The sequence below is a fragment of the Bacillus sp. LUNF1 genome, from assembly GCF_011008975.1.
Classification (GTDB): domain Bacteria; phylum Bacillota; class Bacilli; order Bacillales; family Bacillaceae; genus Bacillus; species Bacillus velezensis.
The window spans coordinates 3,079,001-3,092,446 of record NZ_CP048876.1; the positions used below are offsets into that span (position 1 = coordinate 3,079,001).

Annotated in this window: 14 protein-coding genes; 2 read left to right on the forward strand and 12 right to left on the reverse strand. The window is 49.8% G+C overall.

Going from position 1 to position 13,446, the window contains the following annotated elements; all coding sequences use genetic code 11:
• Nucleotides 1–4: 4 nt before the first annotated feature.
• The 6 genes from G4O42_RS15195 to G4O42_RS15220 all read right to left on the reverse strand — a co-directional run bounded on the left by G4O42_RS15195 (nucleotide 5) and on the right by G4O42_RS15220 (nucleotide 6,375).
• Nucleotides 5–931 carry an isochorismatase gene (locus G4O42_RS15195; RefSeq protein ID WP_032876771.1) on the reverse strand — a complete coding sequence of 309 codons (927 nt, stop codon included), beginning with the start codon at nucleotides 929–931 and terminating at the stop codon, nucleotides 5–7.
• A gap of 17 nt (nucleotides 932–948) precedes the next feature.
• Nucleotides 949–2,574, reverse strand: coding sequence for a (2,3-dihydroxybenzoyl)adenylate synthase (locus G4O42_RS15200; protein ID WP_032876768.1), 1,626 nt, complete (start codon nucleotides 2,572–2,574; stop codon nucleotides 949–951).
• Nucleotides 2,575–2,592: 18 nt separating this feature from the next.
• Entirely contained in the window at nucleotides 2,593–3,789 is a 1,197-nt protein-coding gene (gene dhbC, locus G4O42_RS15205; protein WP_032876765.1) for an isochorismate synthase DhbC, read from the reverse strand.
• Between the two features lie 23 nt (nucleotides 3,790–3,812).
• Complete coding sequence (locus G4O42_RS15210) at nucleotides 3,813–4,598, reverse strand: 2,3-dihydro-2,3-dihydroxybenzoate dehydrogenase (RefSeq protein ID WP_032876762.1); 786 nt, start codon at nucleotides 4,596–4,598, stop codon at nucleotides 3,813–3,815.
• A gap of 135 nt (nucleotides 4,599–4,733) precedes the next feature.
• Complete coding sequence (locus G4O42_RS15215; protein ID WP_032876760.1) at nucleotides 4,734–5,603, reverse strand: alpha/beta hydrolase; 870 nt, start codon at nucleotides 5,601–5,603, stop codon at nucleotides 4,734–4,736.
• 175 nt (nucleotides 5,604–5,778) lie between these two features.
• Nucleotides 5,779–6,375: a sulfite oxidase-like oxidoreductase gene (locus G4O42_RS15220; protein WP_012118333.1), complete on the reverse strand. Its 597-nt coding sequence runs from the start codon at nucleotides 6,373–6,375 to the stop codon at nucleotides 5,779–5,781.
• A 99-nt stretch (nucleotides 6,376–6,474) separates the two neighbouring features.
• On the opposite strand from G4O42_RS15220, the gene G4O42_RS15225 reads away from it, so the two are divergent.
• Entirely contained in the window at nucleotides 6,475–7,068 is a 594-nt protein-coding gene (locus tag G4O42_RS15225; RefSeq protein WP_007408702.1) for a biotin transporter BioY, read from the forward strand.
• Nucleotides 7,069–7,114: 46 nt separating this feature from the next.
• On the opposite strand, the gene G4O42_RS15230 is transcribed toward G4O42_RS15225, so the two are convergent.
• On the reverse strand, nucleotides 7,115–8,443 hold the full coding sequence (locus G4O42_RS15230; RefSeq protein WP_007613482.1) for a Na+/H+ antiporter NhaC family protein: 1,329 nt from the start codon (nucleotides 8,441–8,443) through the stop codon (nucleotides 7,115–7,117).
• Between the two features lie 132 nt (nucleotides 8,444–8,575).
• Nucleotides 8,576–10,066, reverse strand: coding sequence for a leucyl aminopeptidase (locus tag G4O42_RS15235; RefSeq protein ID WP_007613484.1), 1,491 nt, complete (start codon nucleotides 10,064–10,066; stop codon nucleotides 8,576–8,578).
• Nucleotides 10,067–10,213: 147 nt separating this feature from the next.
• Here G4O42_RS15235 and G4O42_RS15240 point away from each other — a divergent pair, with 147 nt between their 5' ends.
• The gene (locus G4O42_RS15240) at nucleotides 10,214–10,690 is read left to right on the forward strand and encodes a divergent PAP2 family protein (protein WP_014418782.1); all 477 of its coding nucleotides are present in this window, start codon (nucleotides 10,214–10,216) and stop codon (nucleotides 10,688–10,690) included.
• Between the two features lie 29 nt (nucleotides 10,691–10,719).
• On the opposite strand, the gene G4O42_RS15245 is transcribed toward G4O42_RS15240, so the two are convergent.
• The 4 genes from G4O42_RS15245 to G4O42_RS15260 all read right to left on the reverse strand — a co-directional run bounded on the left by G4O42_RS15245 (nucleotide 10,720) and on the right by G4O42_RS15260 (nucleotide 13,370).
• Nucleotides 10,720–11,361 (reverse strand): 3D domain-containing protein, encoded by a 642-nt coding sequence (locus tag G4O42_RS15245; RefSeq protein WP_032876757.1) that lies wholly within the window; start codon nucleotides 11,359–11,361, stop codon nucleotides 10,720–10,722.
• Between the two features lie 100 nt (nucleotides 11,362–11,461).
• Nucleotides 11,462–11,782 (reverse strand): YuiB family protein, encoded by a 321-nt coding sequence (locus G4O42_RS15250; protein WP_025285206.1) that lies wholly within the window; start codon nucleotides 11,780–11,782, stop codon nucleotides 11,462–11,464.
• Between the two features lie 68 nt (nucleotides 11,783–11,850).
• Nucleotides 11,851–11,976 carry a YuiA family protein gene (locus G4O42_RS15255; protein ID WP_007408708.1) on the reverse strand — a complete coding sequence of 42 codons (126 nt, stop codon included), beginning with the start codon at nucleotides 11,974–11,976 and terminating at the stop codon, nucleotides 11,851–11,853.
• Between the two features lie 173 nt (nucleotides 11,977–12,149).
• Nucleotides 12,150–13,370 (reverse strand): NAD(P)/FAD-dependent oxidoreductase, encoded by a 1,221-nt coding sequence (locus G4O42_RS15260; protein WP_007408709.1) that lies wholly within the window; start codon nucleotides 13,368–13,370, stop codon nucleotides 12,150–12,152.
• Nucleotides 13,371–13,446: the final 76 nt, after the last annotated feature.

Below are 13,446 nucleotides of genomic sequence, written 5' to 3' on the forward strand. Positions count from 1 at the left end.
CCCTTTATAAATAATCTGCGTTCGGCAAGACTTTTTGAGATCGGGAAGAAAGAAGTCTCCACCACTCTTCCAGCGTCGGGTTCTCCGCCAGTTCCACAAACGTCACTTCAGCTCCGTCACGGCGCCATTGTTCGACAAGGCTCATGATTCTGACGGAGTCAAGACCTCTGTCCAGCAGGTCTTCATGATCCGGAATATCAGACGGTGATTCTTGAAGAATCGCCGCAATTTGTTCCCGCACCCGGTCTTTTGTCAATACGGCGGAAGCCTTCTTTTCTCCTTCAGTAACCGGCGCGCCGCCCAGCAGCTCCAGCACTTCGTTTGTCAAAGCTGTGTAAGCGCAGCGCTGAGACGCATATTCGATGGCCATCTTATGTTTTTCTGAAGAAAAATCAGCAACGGCATCTCCGATAAAGAAGCTTTGGATATCATCCATAAATGCTTCACATGCTGTGACGAGGCAGCCGATGTGTGCATAAATTCCCGTAATCATGAGCTGGTCTCTGCCGCTTTCACGCATGATCTCAAGGAGATTCGTCCGTTTAAACGCGCTGTATCTCCACTTTGTGAGGACAATGTCCTGATCATCCGGGGCAAGCTCCGGAATGACCTTTTCTTCATAAGGCCCGCTTTTTAGCCCCGGTCCCCAAAAATCCGTCAGCAGCGCGCGGTCCGCCGGGTCTTGGCTGCCCGGCTGCGCGGTATACACCACCGGAATGCCGAGTGCTTTGCATTGCTCTTTTATTTTTTTGATATTCTGAGACGCCTCTGTGATCGGAGCGACACCTTTCGCAAAAGCATCGACGAAATAATTCTGCATGTCATGGATCAGAAGCACCGCGCGTTTCGGATTCAGCGTCCACGATACTTTATTTTCAGGCATATCTGACGCTGTCGGCAGCGCATATGCGGGAATAGACGGTATAGCCAATGTAAACACTTCCTTTTTTAAGATTGTTTGATTTCAGCCGGCTTTACTTTTTGGGCGATCGTTTCGCGAAGATCCTTTTTACTGACCTTGCCGACGCCGGTTTTCGGGAAAGAAGCGATAAATTCAATCCGGTCGGGGATTTTATATGCCGCCAGTCCGCGCTCACGTAAAAATGCTTTCAGCTCTCCCGGTTTCGGCGCTTCTCCTTTCGGGATGACGAACACACAGGACCGCTCCCCGAGAAAATCATCCGGCATTGAAACCATGGCCGCATCATGAACGGCAGGGTGCGCAAGAAGGTGATTTTCCACCTCCTCAGCGGCTATTTTTTCACCGCCCCGATTGATTTGATCTTTCGCACGTCCTTCGACGATGATATAGCCGTCCGCCGTCAGTTTGACGATATCGCCGGTCTGATAAAATCCGTCGGCTGTGAATGATCTTTCATTATGTTCTGGCGCTTTATAATATCCGCGAATCGTGTAAGGGCCGCGTGTAAACAAATGTCCCGCTTCACCGGGGGCGACATCCCGCCCGTCATCGTCTAAAACCCTGACCTCATCAAAAGGTGACATCGGTCTGCCTTGCGTATTGACAATGATCTCTTCAGGATCATCCAGTCTCGTATAATTCACCAATCCTTCCGCCATTCCGAAAACCTGCTGAAGGGTGCATCCGAAAGCGCTCTTCACGCGGCGGGCCGCCTCAGCGCTGAATTTGGCGCCTCCTACCTGCAGCACTTGAAGGCTTGATAAATCATCACTTCGCGAACCGGATGCGTCCATCCACACCATCGCAAGCGGCGGGACGAGCGCTGTAATCGTGACACGTTCTTTTTCAATTAACGGGAAGCAGTCATCCGGACTCGGCGTCGGTGACAGAACAACCCGGCCTCCGGCATATAAAGTTCCCAGCACACCCGGCGAGCTGAGCGGATAATTATGCGCTGTCGGCAGAGCGGCCAAATAAACGCTGTGATGATCCAAGCCGCATATTTCCGCACTGATGCGCAAACTGTATATGTAATCGTCGTGTGTTCGCGGAATCAGCTTGGACAGCCCCGTACTGCCTCCTGAAAGCTGTAAAAAGGCGACTTCCGCCGGGCTTACATCTTCCAGCTGAACAGCCTCTCTATGCAGGCTGCTCAGTTCCTGAAACTCTTCAGCTTCGCCGGCCACAATGACATGCGCCAAATCCGGAAGTTTGTCTTTCACCTGTCTGGCAAGCGCCCTGTAATCAAAACCTGAATGCATATCAGGAATGATGTATGCTTTCGCCTCTGCAAACTCGCAGAAATACGTGATCTCACTGCTTCTATGAGAAGGCAGCGCGAAAACGGGCAGTGCTCCGAGGCGGAACAGCGCGAAAATCACTTCAAAAAACTCAGCGATATTCGGCAGCTGCACGACAACGCGGTCTTCCTTTTGAATTCCGAGCTTATGCAGTCCCGCCGCTAAACGATCGGCCCTTTCATCTAATTCTTTGTAGGTCCAATGTACATCTTTACACGTCACGGCAGTTTGATTTCCGTATAAAGCCGCGCGCTCTTTCAGCATTCCTCCGAACGTCTCACCCTTCCAGCAGCCGTCTTTTCGGTATTTGTCAGCCCATTCTTCCGGCCATGGCGTAAATCCAGTCAGCACGATCCGTTCCCTCCTTTTTTACAACTCATCTTGGTAAAGCCCCATCGCCCGGAGCATAGTGCGGAATTTCGCCGATGTCTCGTCCAATTCATCCTGCGGCTTTGATCCGGCGACAATCCCGGCACCCGCAAAGAGCCGGAGAGACCTTGTTTCCGCTTCGGCGCAGCGGAGTGCGATAATCCATTCTCCGTCACCTTCAGCATCACACCAGCCCGCCATTCCCGTGTAGAAATTGCGGTCAAACGGTTCAATATCCTGAATCGCTTCTCTCGCCGCATCCGTCGGTGTTCCGCATACCGCGGGCGTCGGATGCAGGGCGATGGCCAGCTCAAGTGATGTCGTTGACGGATCACGAAGCTCTCCCTTTACCTCGGTGGACAGGTGCCACATCGCCTCAGTTTTAATGAGTGACGGTTTTTCCGGCACATCAAGCACACGGCAGAACGGTTTAAGGGCGGCGGCCACGGCGGCCACAACTACGGCATGTTCATGCAGATCTTTTGCTGATTGCAGCAGTTCTTCCGCTCTTCTCTGATCCTCGGCGGGATCTGTGCTGCGAGGTCTGGAACCTGCCAGCGGATTGGACAGAATCGATGTTCCATTTTTGGACAGCAGCAGTTCAGGACTTGCGCCGAAAAGCGTTTTTCTTGTTTCTGACGTTCCCGTCACATCCGCAGCGAATGTATAGCCGCGCGGGTTGTGCTGCGCCAAATGCTTGACGGCCTGAGGAATGTCGATATCCTTTTCAGCGGTCAGATGAAGCGTCCTTGACAGCACGATTTTGCTGAGCGGACCGTCCGTAATGTTGAATACGCCTTGTTCCACACCGCTCATAAAGCCCTCAGGCTCCGGAACGGGACGGATGTCATATGTATTGGATTGCGGCTTTTCTGCGGAAGATTCCGCAAACGAAAGCGGGCCTGCCGTATGGACATTCTTCGGTACAAAAAGCCGGGAAGCTTTTCTGCCGTCAAAAGGAATGGCGCCGGCCGCAATCGGATGTTTGATGCCGGCTTGCTTTGCCTCAAGAAGCGTCTGTCTCACGCGTTCAGGCAGTGAATCCAGCTGATTTTCCGTGTCTGTATCAGGCACTTCCGCAAACATTCCTTCCGCAAGCATCGTACTTTTCGGGGAAGCTAAAAAGAACGCCCCGGGCTTGTAAGCGTCCAGCACCTCTTTTGCTGACACTTCCGTCAATACATGTTGATTTGTCATGTTTGTCCCTCCTTCTCGTTAAATCAAACGCCTAAAGTAGCGCCGCCATCAACGCATAAATCATGCATCGTAATATGGTTTGCCTGTTCAGAAGCCAGAAACAAAACGGCATTTGCAATATCAGAAGGCTTCGCCAGCTTTTGAAGCGGAATTCCCGTTTTATATGTATCAAGCGAACCTCTGATGACGTCCCGGGCTCCGTTCTCGTCCTGCCACAGCGCCCGCTGCATGTCGGTTTCCGTTGAACCCGGAGATACGATGTTGCAGCGGATATGATGGGCCGCAAGCTCCAGTCCGAGGCATTTCGTAAACATGGCGGCAGCCGCTTTTGACGCCGCATAAGCCGCCATGGAAGCACGCGGAACGCCGGCTGCATTCGAACCGACCGTAACGATGGCGCCCTTTTTCCGCTCAATCATGTACCGGCTTACAGCCCGCGACACATGAAATACGCCGGTCGTATTAACTGAAAATGTTTGATCCCAATCTTCATCACTGAGAGATTGCACCGGACCCGGCCGCAGCACGCCCGCAACGTTCGCCAATATTTCAATAGGCCCCATGTCGCGTTCAACGGCGGCGATGATATTATTGACAGCCGCACTGTCAGATACATCTGCGGCAAACCCCTGCGCCTGCACGCCTTTTTGCCGGAGTCTGTCAGTAAGCCTGAGAAGCAGGTCTTCATTTGTATCTATAGCTGCCACATTTACGCCTTGTTCAGCAAGGGCAAGCGCTGTTGCTTCTCCGATGCCTTGAGCGGCGCCGGTGACAACGGCCGTTTTCCCTTTCATTCCCAATGCGTCCATATTATCATTCCCTTTCTATATTGATAATGATTATCATTATCAATTATGATTCAAGACAATCATATCCAAATCAAAACACGCAGTCAATTAGAAAATTAGAATCAGCCGTATTTAGTTCGAAGGGCCTGTTTTTTCTCATGCGGGAGAATACGGGGTATGCGGCCCTCCCGGATTCAGGCAGAAACGCAGGGCCCTGCTGATTAAAACGGGCAGGACAGAAATATGGCCCTCTCCTTCAAACTCGCTGTATTCAGTACGGACTCCATCATCTTCAAAACCGGATAATAAAGAGTACAGCGCCTCTGCGTGCTGCGGGATTCTGCTTTTATGTGTTTTTTCAATTTCTCCCGCAGCCAGCAATACGCTGACTTGAAGATTTTCCGCAGAGAGCCGGTCTGACAAACGTTCCGCTTTTTCCTGAATAAAACGCTTGTTCCAGTGAATTGACGGACTCCCGGCAACATAGGTCTGAAACATGTCCGGCCTCGTCAAAAGCACTTGCAGCACAAAAAGACCGCCCAGCGAATGGCCGAAAATCGTCTGCCTGCCTCTGTCGATCGGATAATCCCGCTCCATCGCGGGCTTTACTTTTTCTTCTATAAAACTCAGAAACGCTTCCGCCCCTCCCTGTTCGGGCCATGCCGCGCCGTGCGGATGCACCGGCAGTTCTGATTCAGAAAGCGGCATCGTAAAATCACTGTGACGTTCGGCGGAAAACGGCTGATCTGTCGGGTAGCCGATTCCGACAATCACCGCCGGAACAACGCCTGTTTTTTCAGGCCGTCGGCTTTGCACCCGCAAAGCTTCGGCCATTGTGCCGAATACGGAATTCGCATCGAGCAGGTATATGACGGGGAAACCGGATACAGGCGGTTCTTCCTGAGGAAAAGAGACAAAGATACGATATGTACGGCCTCCTTTAGAGCGCATTTCTCTTACTTCTGTGCCCGGAACTGCGTATCGGCCGGCCGGCGTGAAACCCCGCTTTATTTGTTTTCCGTCCATTATGTGTTCATCCCCTTTGCGGCAATTGCTTTATCTATCCTTATTGATAATGATTTTCAATATCAAAAGACACCTCAAATAATAGGTTTTTTGCCAAACAAAGTCAATGGATTTTTGATATAAAAAAAGCACCTTATTTCAATAAGGTACCTAAGAACTATATAGTGATAGGGGCTTAATCCCATGTAAAGCGCTCGTTCTTCCATGGATCTCCCCTCATATGGTAGCCGTTTTTCTCCCAAAAGCCGGGGTGGTTTTCCTTTGTGAACTGAATGCCGCGCAGCCATTTGGCGCTTTTCCAAAAATAAAGGTGGGGGAAAACGCCTCTTAGCGGATAGCCGTGCTCTGGCGTTAACGGCTCGCCGTTATGCGCATATGCCAGCAGGGATGTTTCCCGCGTAAAATCAGAAAGCGGCAGGTTGGCCGTCCAGCCCTCTTCAGCGTGCAGAATGACGAAACCGGCTTCTTTGTGCACGCCCGCTTTCTCAGCGATGTCTTTCGCGCGTATTCCCTGCCAGATATTATCAAGACGGGACCAGCCCGTGACGCAATGAATATCATTTTTCACTTCGGCTTCAGGAAAGGCTTTGATATCTTCAAAGCTTAACAGCATAGGACGGTCAACAAGCCCGTACACCTGCAGGTTCCATTTTGACATATCTTCATAATAAGGAACATTTCCGGCGTGAAGCACGGGAAACTTCGTTGTGACATTTTGGTTTGGCGGAATCCGTTCCGACTGTTTTGTTTGTTTCGTTTTCCCGAAAAACATATGGCTCCCTCCATTTAGTAAACCTACATTAAATCTGTGTTGACAATCAATCACCCTTCGATTACGCTAATCTGGTACAAGTGTAAGGGGGAAAAACAAATGAAACAACGCAACCTTCGCGCGGGCGATATGGCACTTATCGGCATGTTTGCCGCACTGATGGCCGTCGGCGCCAACATTACATCAATGGCTCCTTTTTTGCAAGTTGCGGGAATTCCGTTATCGCTGCAGCCTTTCTTTTGTCTGTTAGCCGCGATGCTTCTCGGCGCCAGACGGGCAGCCATCGCAATGACGGTATACGCATTGGCCGGACTCGCGGGGGCGCCTGTTTTCGCCCAATTCTCAGCAGGCTTTGCGCCGTTTATCGGAAAGAGCGGCGGATTTATTCTCGCTTACATCCCGGCGGCATTTGCAGCCGGATGGCTGCTGGAAAAAACAAAAAAACCCGGCCGCCTGCATTATGCATGGGCCTCTTTGATCGGTACCGCCGTCATTTATATCATTGGCACGACCTATACGTATATTGCGCTGAAATTATGGCTTCATGCTCCGATCAGCTACGGAATGGCCTGGTTTTACATGATATGGTTTTTCATAAAAGATATCGTTTTAGCACTGTTATTGGCATCAATCGCGCCTGCCGTATACAGGTCTATTCATAAAGCGACGGGGTTCAGCAGAAATCCGGCGTAGGATGTTCTCAGCATACAAAAAGGCTCCCCTTTTCGGGAGCCTTTTTTTACAGAACAAGCGCGGCAATCCAGCCGAATATCACAAGCGGAATGTTATAGAAAATAAATGTCGGTACGCACGTATCCCATATGTGGTGGTGCTGTCCGTCGGCGCTGAGGCCTGACGTCGGGCCGAGCGTACTGTCACTTGCAGGAGAACCCGCATCGCCGACCGCGGCGGCCGCTCCGATTACGGCGATCGTTGCCATCGGGCTGAATCCGAGCTGAGCGCACAGCGGAACGAATATGGTCGTAATGACGGGTACGGTTGCAAATGATGATCCGATTCCCATCGTGATTAATAAACCGACCACCAGCATCAGGAGCGCGCCCAATGATTGGCTGTGGCCGATAAAGCCTGTTGATGCTTTGACCAAGGAAGCCACATCGCCCGTTTTATTCAATACATTTGAAAAACCGGCCGCAACAAGCATGACAAACCCGATAAAAGCCATCAGAATCATGCCGTCCGTGATCAGCTTATCCGCTTCATTGCGCTTCATGACTCCGCTTATAAACAGCGTAAACAAGCCGGCAAGCGCGCCCATGATCATACCTTCCACTCCGAGCACTTGTGACAGATAGAGCTGAACGGCAAGCGACACGGCAATGGAGATCAAGGCGATGGCAATGCTTTTTTTCGTATAAGGAGAAGACGATAGTCCGGCAATCTCCTTCGTCTCATATTTCTTCGGTTTCCGGAAGACGATGACGGCTAAAATTAAACCGACCGCCATCCCGGCCGTCGGGATGATTAAAGCATACGGGATATCACTGAGCGGCACCTTTAAACCGGCTGACGCCATATTATCTCTCAGCATCCCCTGGAAAATCTGTCCGAATCCGACAGGCAGAACGATATACGGCGCAGTCAGTCCGAATGTCATCACACACGCGATCAGCCTGCGGTCTATTTCAAGTTCGTTAAATATTTTTAAAAGCGGCGGAATCAATACAGGAATAAACGCAATGTGAACGGGCACCACGTTTTGCGAGAAACAGGATATGATTAAAATAATCAGTACGATTAACACTTTTGACAGTGCTTTTTTCCGCGAATCTTCCTTTTTTCCGATTAGTTTGACAGACGCTTCCACCATTGCATCGGGAAGCCCCGTTTTTGTCAGCGCCGCGGCAAATGCTCCGAGCAGCGCGTAGCTGACCGCGACGGTGGCATTTCCGCCGAGACCGTCCGTAAAAGCCTTCACCGTCTCTCCGAGGCCTAAGCCGCCGGTCAGCCCGCCGGCAAGCGCGCCGATCATTAAAGCTATAATAATATTGACACGCAGCAGGCTTAAGACGAGCATAAGCAATACTGCGACAACAACAGCATTCATTGATGAGTCCCTCCAAAAATCCTTTAGTTTGCTAATGTAGTAGATAATTAAAGTTACCATATATTCTGTGCTTTAGTCAACTAAAGATTTTGGAAATCAAAAAACCCGCTGCATCAAGGCAGCGGGTTGCTGTTATCTTTCGGGCGTAAAGCGCTCAGTCAAAACAGCCAACGTCCTTGCCATGACGCCTGTTGCGCCGGCAGGGCCGAAGCATGTCGCTTTATTCGCCGTCGCGGTTCCCGCAATATCGAGATGAACCCACGGCGTGTTTTCCGCGAATTCACCAATGAATGCCCCCGCCATAATCGCGTGGCCTTCTCTTCCCGGAGAATTGTTCAAATCAGCCATCTGACTGTTTCTCACCCGTTTTTTATCCTTTTCTGTAATCGGAAGCTGCCAGATCGGCTCGCCGGATTCTTTCGCCGATTCAGCCACCTGTTCATAAAACGCGGCGTGATTGGTCATGGCGCCCGTCATTTCGTTTCCTAAGGCGACAATGACACCGCCCGTTAACGTTGCGACGTCTACGAGGACAGAGGCTCCGTGCTGCTTGGCGTATGTGATGCCGTCGGCAAGCACGAGACGCCCTTCCGCATCGGTGTTCAGAATCTCAATGGTTTTTCCGCTGAGCGAAACGATGACATCATCCGGCTTCATAGCATCGGACGAAATCATGTTGTCCGTAGACGGTATGACAGCGAGCACATTTTGTTCAGGCCGCAGTTCGCCGATAATTTCCATCGCGCCCAATACCGAAGCGGCTCCTCCCATATCGCTTTTCATGCCGACGATGCCGGTTTTCGGCTTAATTGAATATCCGCCCGTATCAAAGGTAATTCCTTTACCGACCAGGCCGATGACGTCTTCCCATTGATCTTTGCCCTGATACTTCAGAACGATCATTTTCGGCGGTTCGGATGAGCCCTTGTTAACAGCAAGCAGCCCGCCCATGCCGAGCTCTTCCATTTCATCTTTTTCTAAAATTTCACACTCAAAATCGTATTTTGCCGCCAGCTCAGCGGCATATGACGCCAAATCGGTGGCCGTCAGCATATTACCCGGCATATTTACAAGCGTGCGGGCTGAATTCGTCCCTTGGCCGTATGCCGCGCCGACATTCAGGCCGGCCTGCACTTCCCTCAGGTCTTCTTCGGTCACGGCGCAGACTGATTTCAGTTCCTGATCCGGCTCATTCGATTTATGTTTATAATCCTGCACTTCGTAAACCGCAAGCAGACAGCTTTCTGAAAGCGCATGAGCGGCATCGGCGGCAGGCACTTCACCGGAGACGAATGTATCGAGCAAAACGGATACTTCCTGTTTTTTATCTTGATGAATCTGCTGAAATACTCGCGCAAAGCATTCTTTCGTATCTTCAAACGAATAATCCGCTTCTCTTCCCAGACCGATAAAATAAATACGTTTCATACCGGTCGCAGCCGGAGGGTATACTTTTGATACACGATTGCGTTTGGCGGACACATCACCATCCTTTAACAGCTGGGTCAGATGACCGTCCAATTTATCATCCAATTCCTTCGTAAATCCGTTCAGCGTGCTTTTTTGAAAAAGACCGATGACCAGTGTTTCGGGATGCCGCAGTTGATCAGATGCATAAAACATGAGTACACACTCCTTATGTGGGTATTTGTTATGTAAAGTGGTATAATGAAAAAACATTTTTCATTGATTTTATTTTACCAAACTAAGGGCGTTTTCTGCAGTTTTTCGATACGATCGGAATCAGCAGATACAGAAAGGATGTCGCATATGGATGTACTTATGAATTTTCCTTTACTGGCGAGTTTTGCCGCCATTATTTTTGCCCAAGTTGTAAAAGTGCCTATTCAATTTATCGTATCCAAAAAACTTGACTGGTCTCTTGTGACGAGCACCGGCGGCATGCCGAGCTCCCATTCCGCCGCCGTCACTGCGCTGTCAACCGGAGTCGCTTTGCAACAGGGGCTGGACTCGCCCCTGTTTGCAGTCGCCGCGATTTTCGCCGTCATTACGATGTTCGACGCTACAGGTGTCAGGCGGCATGCGGGTGAACAGGCGACGGTCATTAATAAACTGGTCATCGACTTTAATCGGTTTGTCAGCGAAGCGAAGGACTTTCAGAAAGCGGAAGAGAAGGAAAAACAGAAGAAACTGAAAGAACTGCTCGGCCATCAGCCGATTGAAGTATTCTTCGGCGGCGTCACCGGTATTGTGCTGACATTGATTTTAGATTATCTCTTTATGTAAAAAACGCTTCAGCGGATGCTGAAGCGTTTTTATTCTTTTACCGTTTTGTATTGATTTCTGAACACTTGCATCGACTTTGTTTCGTTCAGCTTTACAAGTTCGTCCTCGGTCACTGTGCCGTTCCCTTTTTTAATCATGTAGACCTCAAGTGTTTTTTTGCCCCAATTGTTATAGACGTCCTTGACGGTGTCAAAGTAGAGGTCAAGGCGGCTGCCTTTAATTTTTGAGCCGGTATCGGCGACAACCCCGTAACCGTAATTCGGTATAAACAGAATCGTCCCGATCGGGAAAACAGACGGATCGGCCGCAACAGTTGAATATAAATCGCGTTTGACCTTCACGCCTGAATATGTAATTCCGTACTGCGGATGACCCGGAGATTTTCCGGTAGATTCCGCTCCGGCGGTATAACCGGTGGCCGTCACCTTATGTGAGGGATAGCGTTCCCAGTCAAAAGCTTCTTCCAGCGGTTTTATCCTGCCTGATGCCTTCTTTTCCGGCTGATTCTGTAAGGATTGAAACGGAGTGCCCATGTTTTTCAAAACGGCGCCGCGATGCTCGGTCATCCAGTTTGTCAGATCCTTTGCTTCAACACCGGTTATGGAAAAGTATGTCGCATGGCATGCGCCCAAAAAGAGCACGATCATGAATACGCGTCTGATTATCGTCAATCTGAAATCACTCTCCTCCGAGTCATTGTTCCCAACTCGGTGAGGTGCTATACAAAAAGCGCCGCGACACAAAAAAAGCTTTCTCAAATAAGAAAGCGGCTTAAAACATTTGATATCCTCTTTTTCTGAGCGCCTTTATGGCAATGCCTGACGTGATGGCTCCCGCCAGTCCGCCCGCCAAAATCACGACATCCGCAACCGCTAATGACATGATACGCTGAAACAGGCTTTGAAAGGATTCCCCCGGCGCCTGCACGTAACTGATCATCTTTTTATTGCTGATAATGAAAAGGCATACAATCGGATAGACAACAGCCATAATCCACGACATTCTAAGCAGCATGTTCAACAGAAAGCCTATGCCGAAAAACAGTACAAAAAATAGTACGATTGAGATCAGGACAACCGGCAAACTAATCACAAACATCCACCCCCTACAGCACTTTCAGTGTACCTCGGGGGCGGTAAAAAAGTCAACGTCTGGAAAAATCATCGTCTCTCTTTGCCGCTTCCCTGGCAGGAGGGACATGTTTCGGAGCCGCCAAGAAGCAATTGAAAATACCCTTTACCTGAGCAGAACGGACACGCCGCCGTGCTTTTTGCTGTCGTTTTCATGCGGATCACCCTTTTTCTTAATTTTCTGATAATATATCATATTTACTTGTCAAGCACCAAGTCAGAATATGTAACAAAACAACTCATGTAAGCGGAAACATTCTTTTTTTTCTTTTACATGCTTTTGATAGCGCTCTTTTTTAAAAGAAGAGAAAACCCGCGGCCGCGGGTTTTCAGAAGAATTTAAACTTCCCTTTTTTCAGCGTCAGGCCCAGCCCGCCGATCATAAAGAGCGATCGGTTGTCAATGACCTTTTTCATAAAGGACGCCGGCATGCCTTTGAGCTTCCTGCCGTATACGACTCCGACAGCGTTATGCTCACCGAGGGAGGCGACGGTTCCTTTAATGTCAGGCTTGAACTCTTCAAGCTGGCCTCCTTTAATCAAACCGCCCAGATTTTTGGCGACCGTTTCTCCTTGCTGCATCGCGATCTGAGCAGTCGGCGGGTACGGCCGTTCCGTCTCTTCATTGATAAAGAGCGAGCTGTCGCCGAGTATAAAAACGTCATCATGACCCGGCGCCCGAAGATCAGGGTTGACCTTGACACGGCCGCGCATATTTTCAAAACCCGCTTCCTCCACGATCGGATGTCCGCGCACGCCCGCCGCCCAGACAACGGTCTGGGATTTGATTTCTTCCGGCTCTTCATCTTTCTTGCCGACTGTGACACCGTCTGCGCGGCATTCTTGAACCGCGGTGCCGATTTTAAATTCAACGCCTTTGCTCTCAAGGTATTGAACGGCGTAATCGACAAGCTCCGGATCAAATCCCGGCAAAACCGTCGGGGCGGCCTCGACACAGACGATCCGGACGAGACTTTCATCTATATCATAATATCTGCATAACTCCGGCTTGCGGTTCGCAAGCTCACCGAGAAATTCAATTCCCGTAAAGCCCGCTCCGCCGACAACGATGGTTAAGCGGTCAGGGCGTTTTTCAGCCTCCGTATTGTATGTCGCAAATTGGAGCTCAATATGGTCTTTCAGCTGGCGCGACGTATTAATATTCGCGATCGGAAAAGCGAATTCTTTTAAGCCTTTAATCCCGAATGTTTCAGGGACGGCGCCAAGCCCGATGACAAGATAATCATAAGGGATGTCCCCTTGTGAAAGCGTCACCTTTTTATTTTGCACATCTATCGCTTTTACGGTATCCTGCACAAATTTGACCCGTGATTCATTGATTACATCTTTTATTTGATATCTGCAGCGGTCATGATGCAGTGTTCCTGCGCTCGCTTCATGCATCCATGTCGTTTCATAATGATAATTGTGTTTATTGACCAAAGTAATGTCAGCGTCATTTGCCCCGATATGCTTCGGAAGCCTTGTTACTGTCATTAATCCACCATAACCTGCACCTAAAACCACGATTTTGGGTTTATTCAATGCCATCACATCCACCTTCTTTTTTTTGCTGTTAGACGTATAATCAAATCAACATTTGTATTAGCTTCAGCTTATTGGCGGG

What these genes read in the sequence shown, in the direction of transcription:
- G4O42_RS15210 (WP_032876762.1), bottom strand. Translation starts at nt 4,598, where the DNA reads ATGGACGCATTGGGAATGAAAGGGAAAACGGCCGTTGTCACCGGCGCC.
- G4O42_RS15260 (WP_007408709.1), bottom strand. Translation starts at nt 13,370, where the DNA reads ATGGCATTGAATAAACCCAAAATCGTGGTTTTAGGTGCAGGTTATGGT.
- G4O42_RS15255 (WP_007408708.1), bottom strand. Translation starts at nt 11,976, where the DNA reads ATGAAAACGACAGCAAAAAGCACGGCGGCGTGTCCGTTCTGCTCAGGT.
- dhbC (WP_032876765.1), bottom strand. Translation starts at nt 3,789, where the DNA reads ATGACAAATCAACATGTATTGACGGAAGTGTCAGCAAAAGAGGTGCTG.
- G4O42_RS15225 (WP_007408702.1), top strand. Translation starts at nt 6,475, where the DNA reads ATGAAACAACGCAACCTTCGCGCGGGCGATATGGCACTTATCGGCATG.
- G4O42_RS15240 (WP_014418782.1), top strand. Translation starts at nt 10,214, where the DNA reads ATGGATGTACTTATGAATTTTCCTTTACTGGCGAGTTTTGCCGCCATT.
- G4O42_RS15215 (WP_032876760.1), bottom strand. Translation starts at nt 5,603, where the DNA reads ATGGACGGAAAACAAATAAAGCGGGGTTTCACGCCGGCCGGCCGATAC.
- G4O42_RS15220 (WP_012118333.1), bottom strand. Translation starts at nt 6,375, where the DNA reads ATGTTTTTCGGGAAAACGAAACAAACAAAACAGTCGGAACGGATTCCG.
- G4O42_RS15235 (WP_007613484.1), bottom strand. Translation starts at nt 10,066, where the DNA reads ATGTTTTATGCATCTGATCAACTGCGGCATCCCGAAACACTGGTCATC.
- G4O42_RS15230 (WP_007613482.1), bottom strand. Translation starts at nt 8,443, where the DNA reads ATGAATGCTGTTGTTGTCGCAGTATTGCTTATGCTCGTCTTAAGCCTG.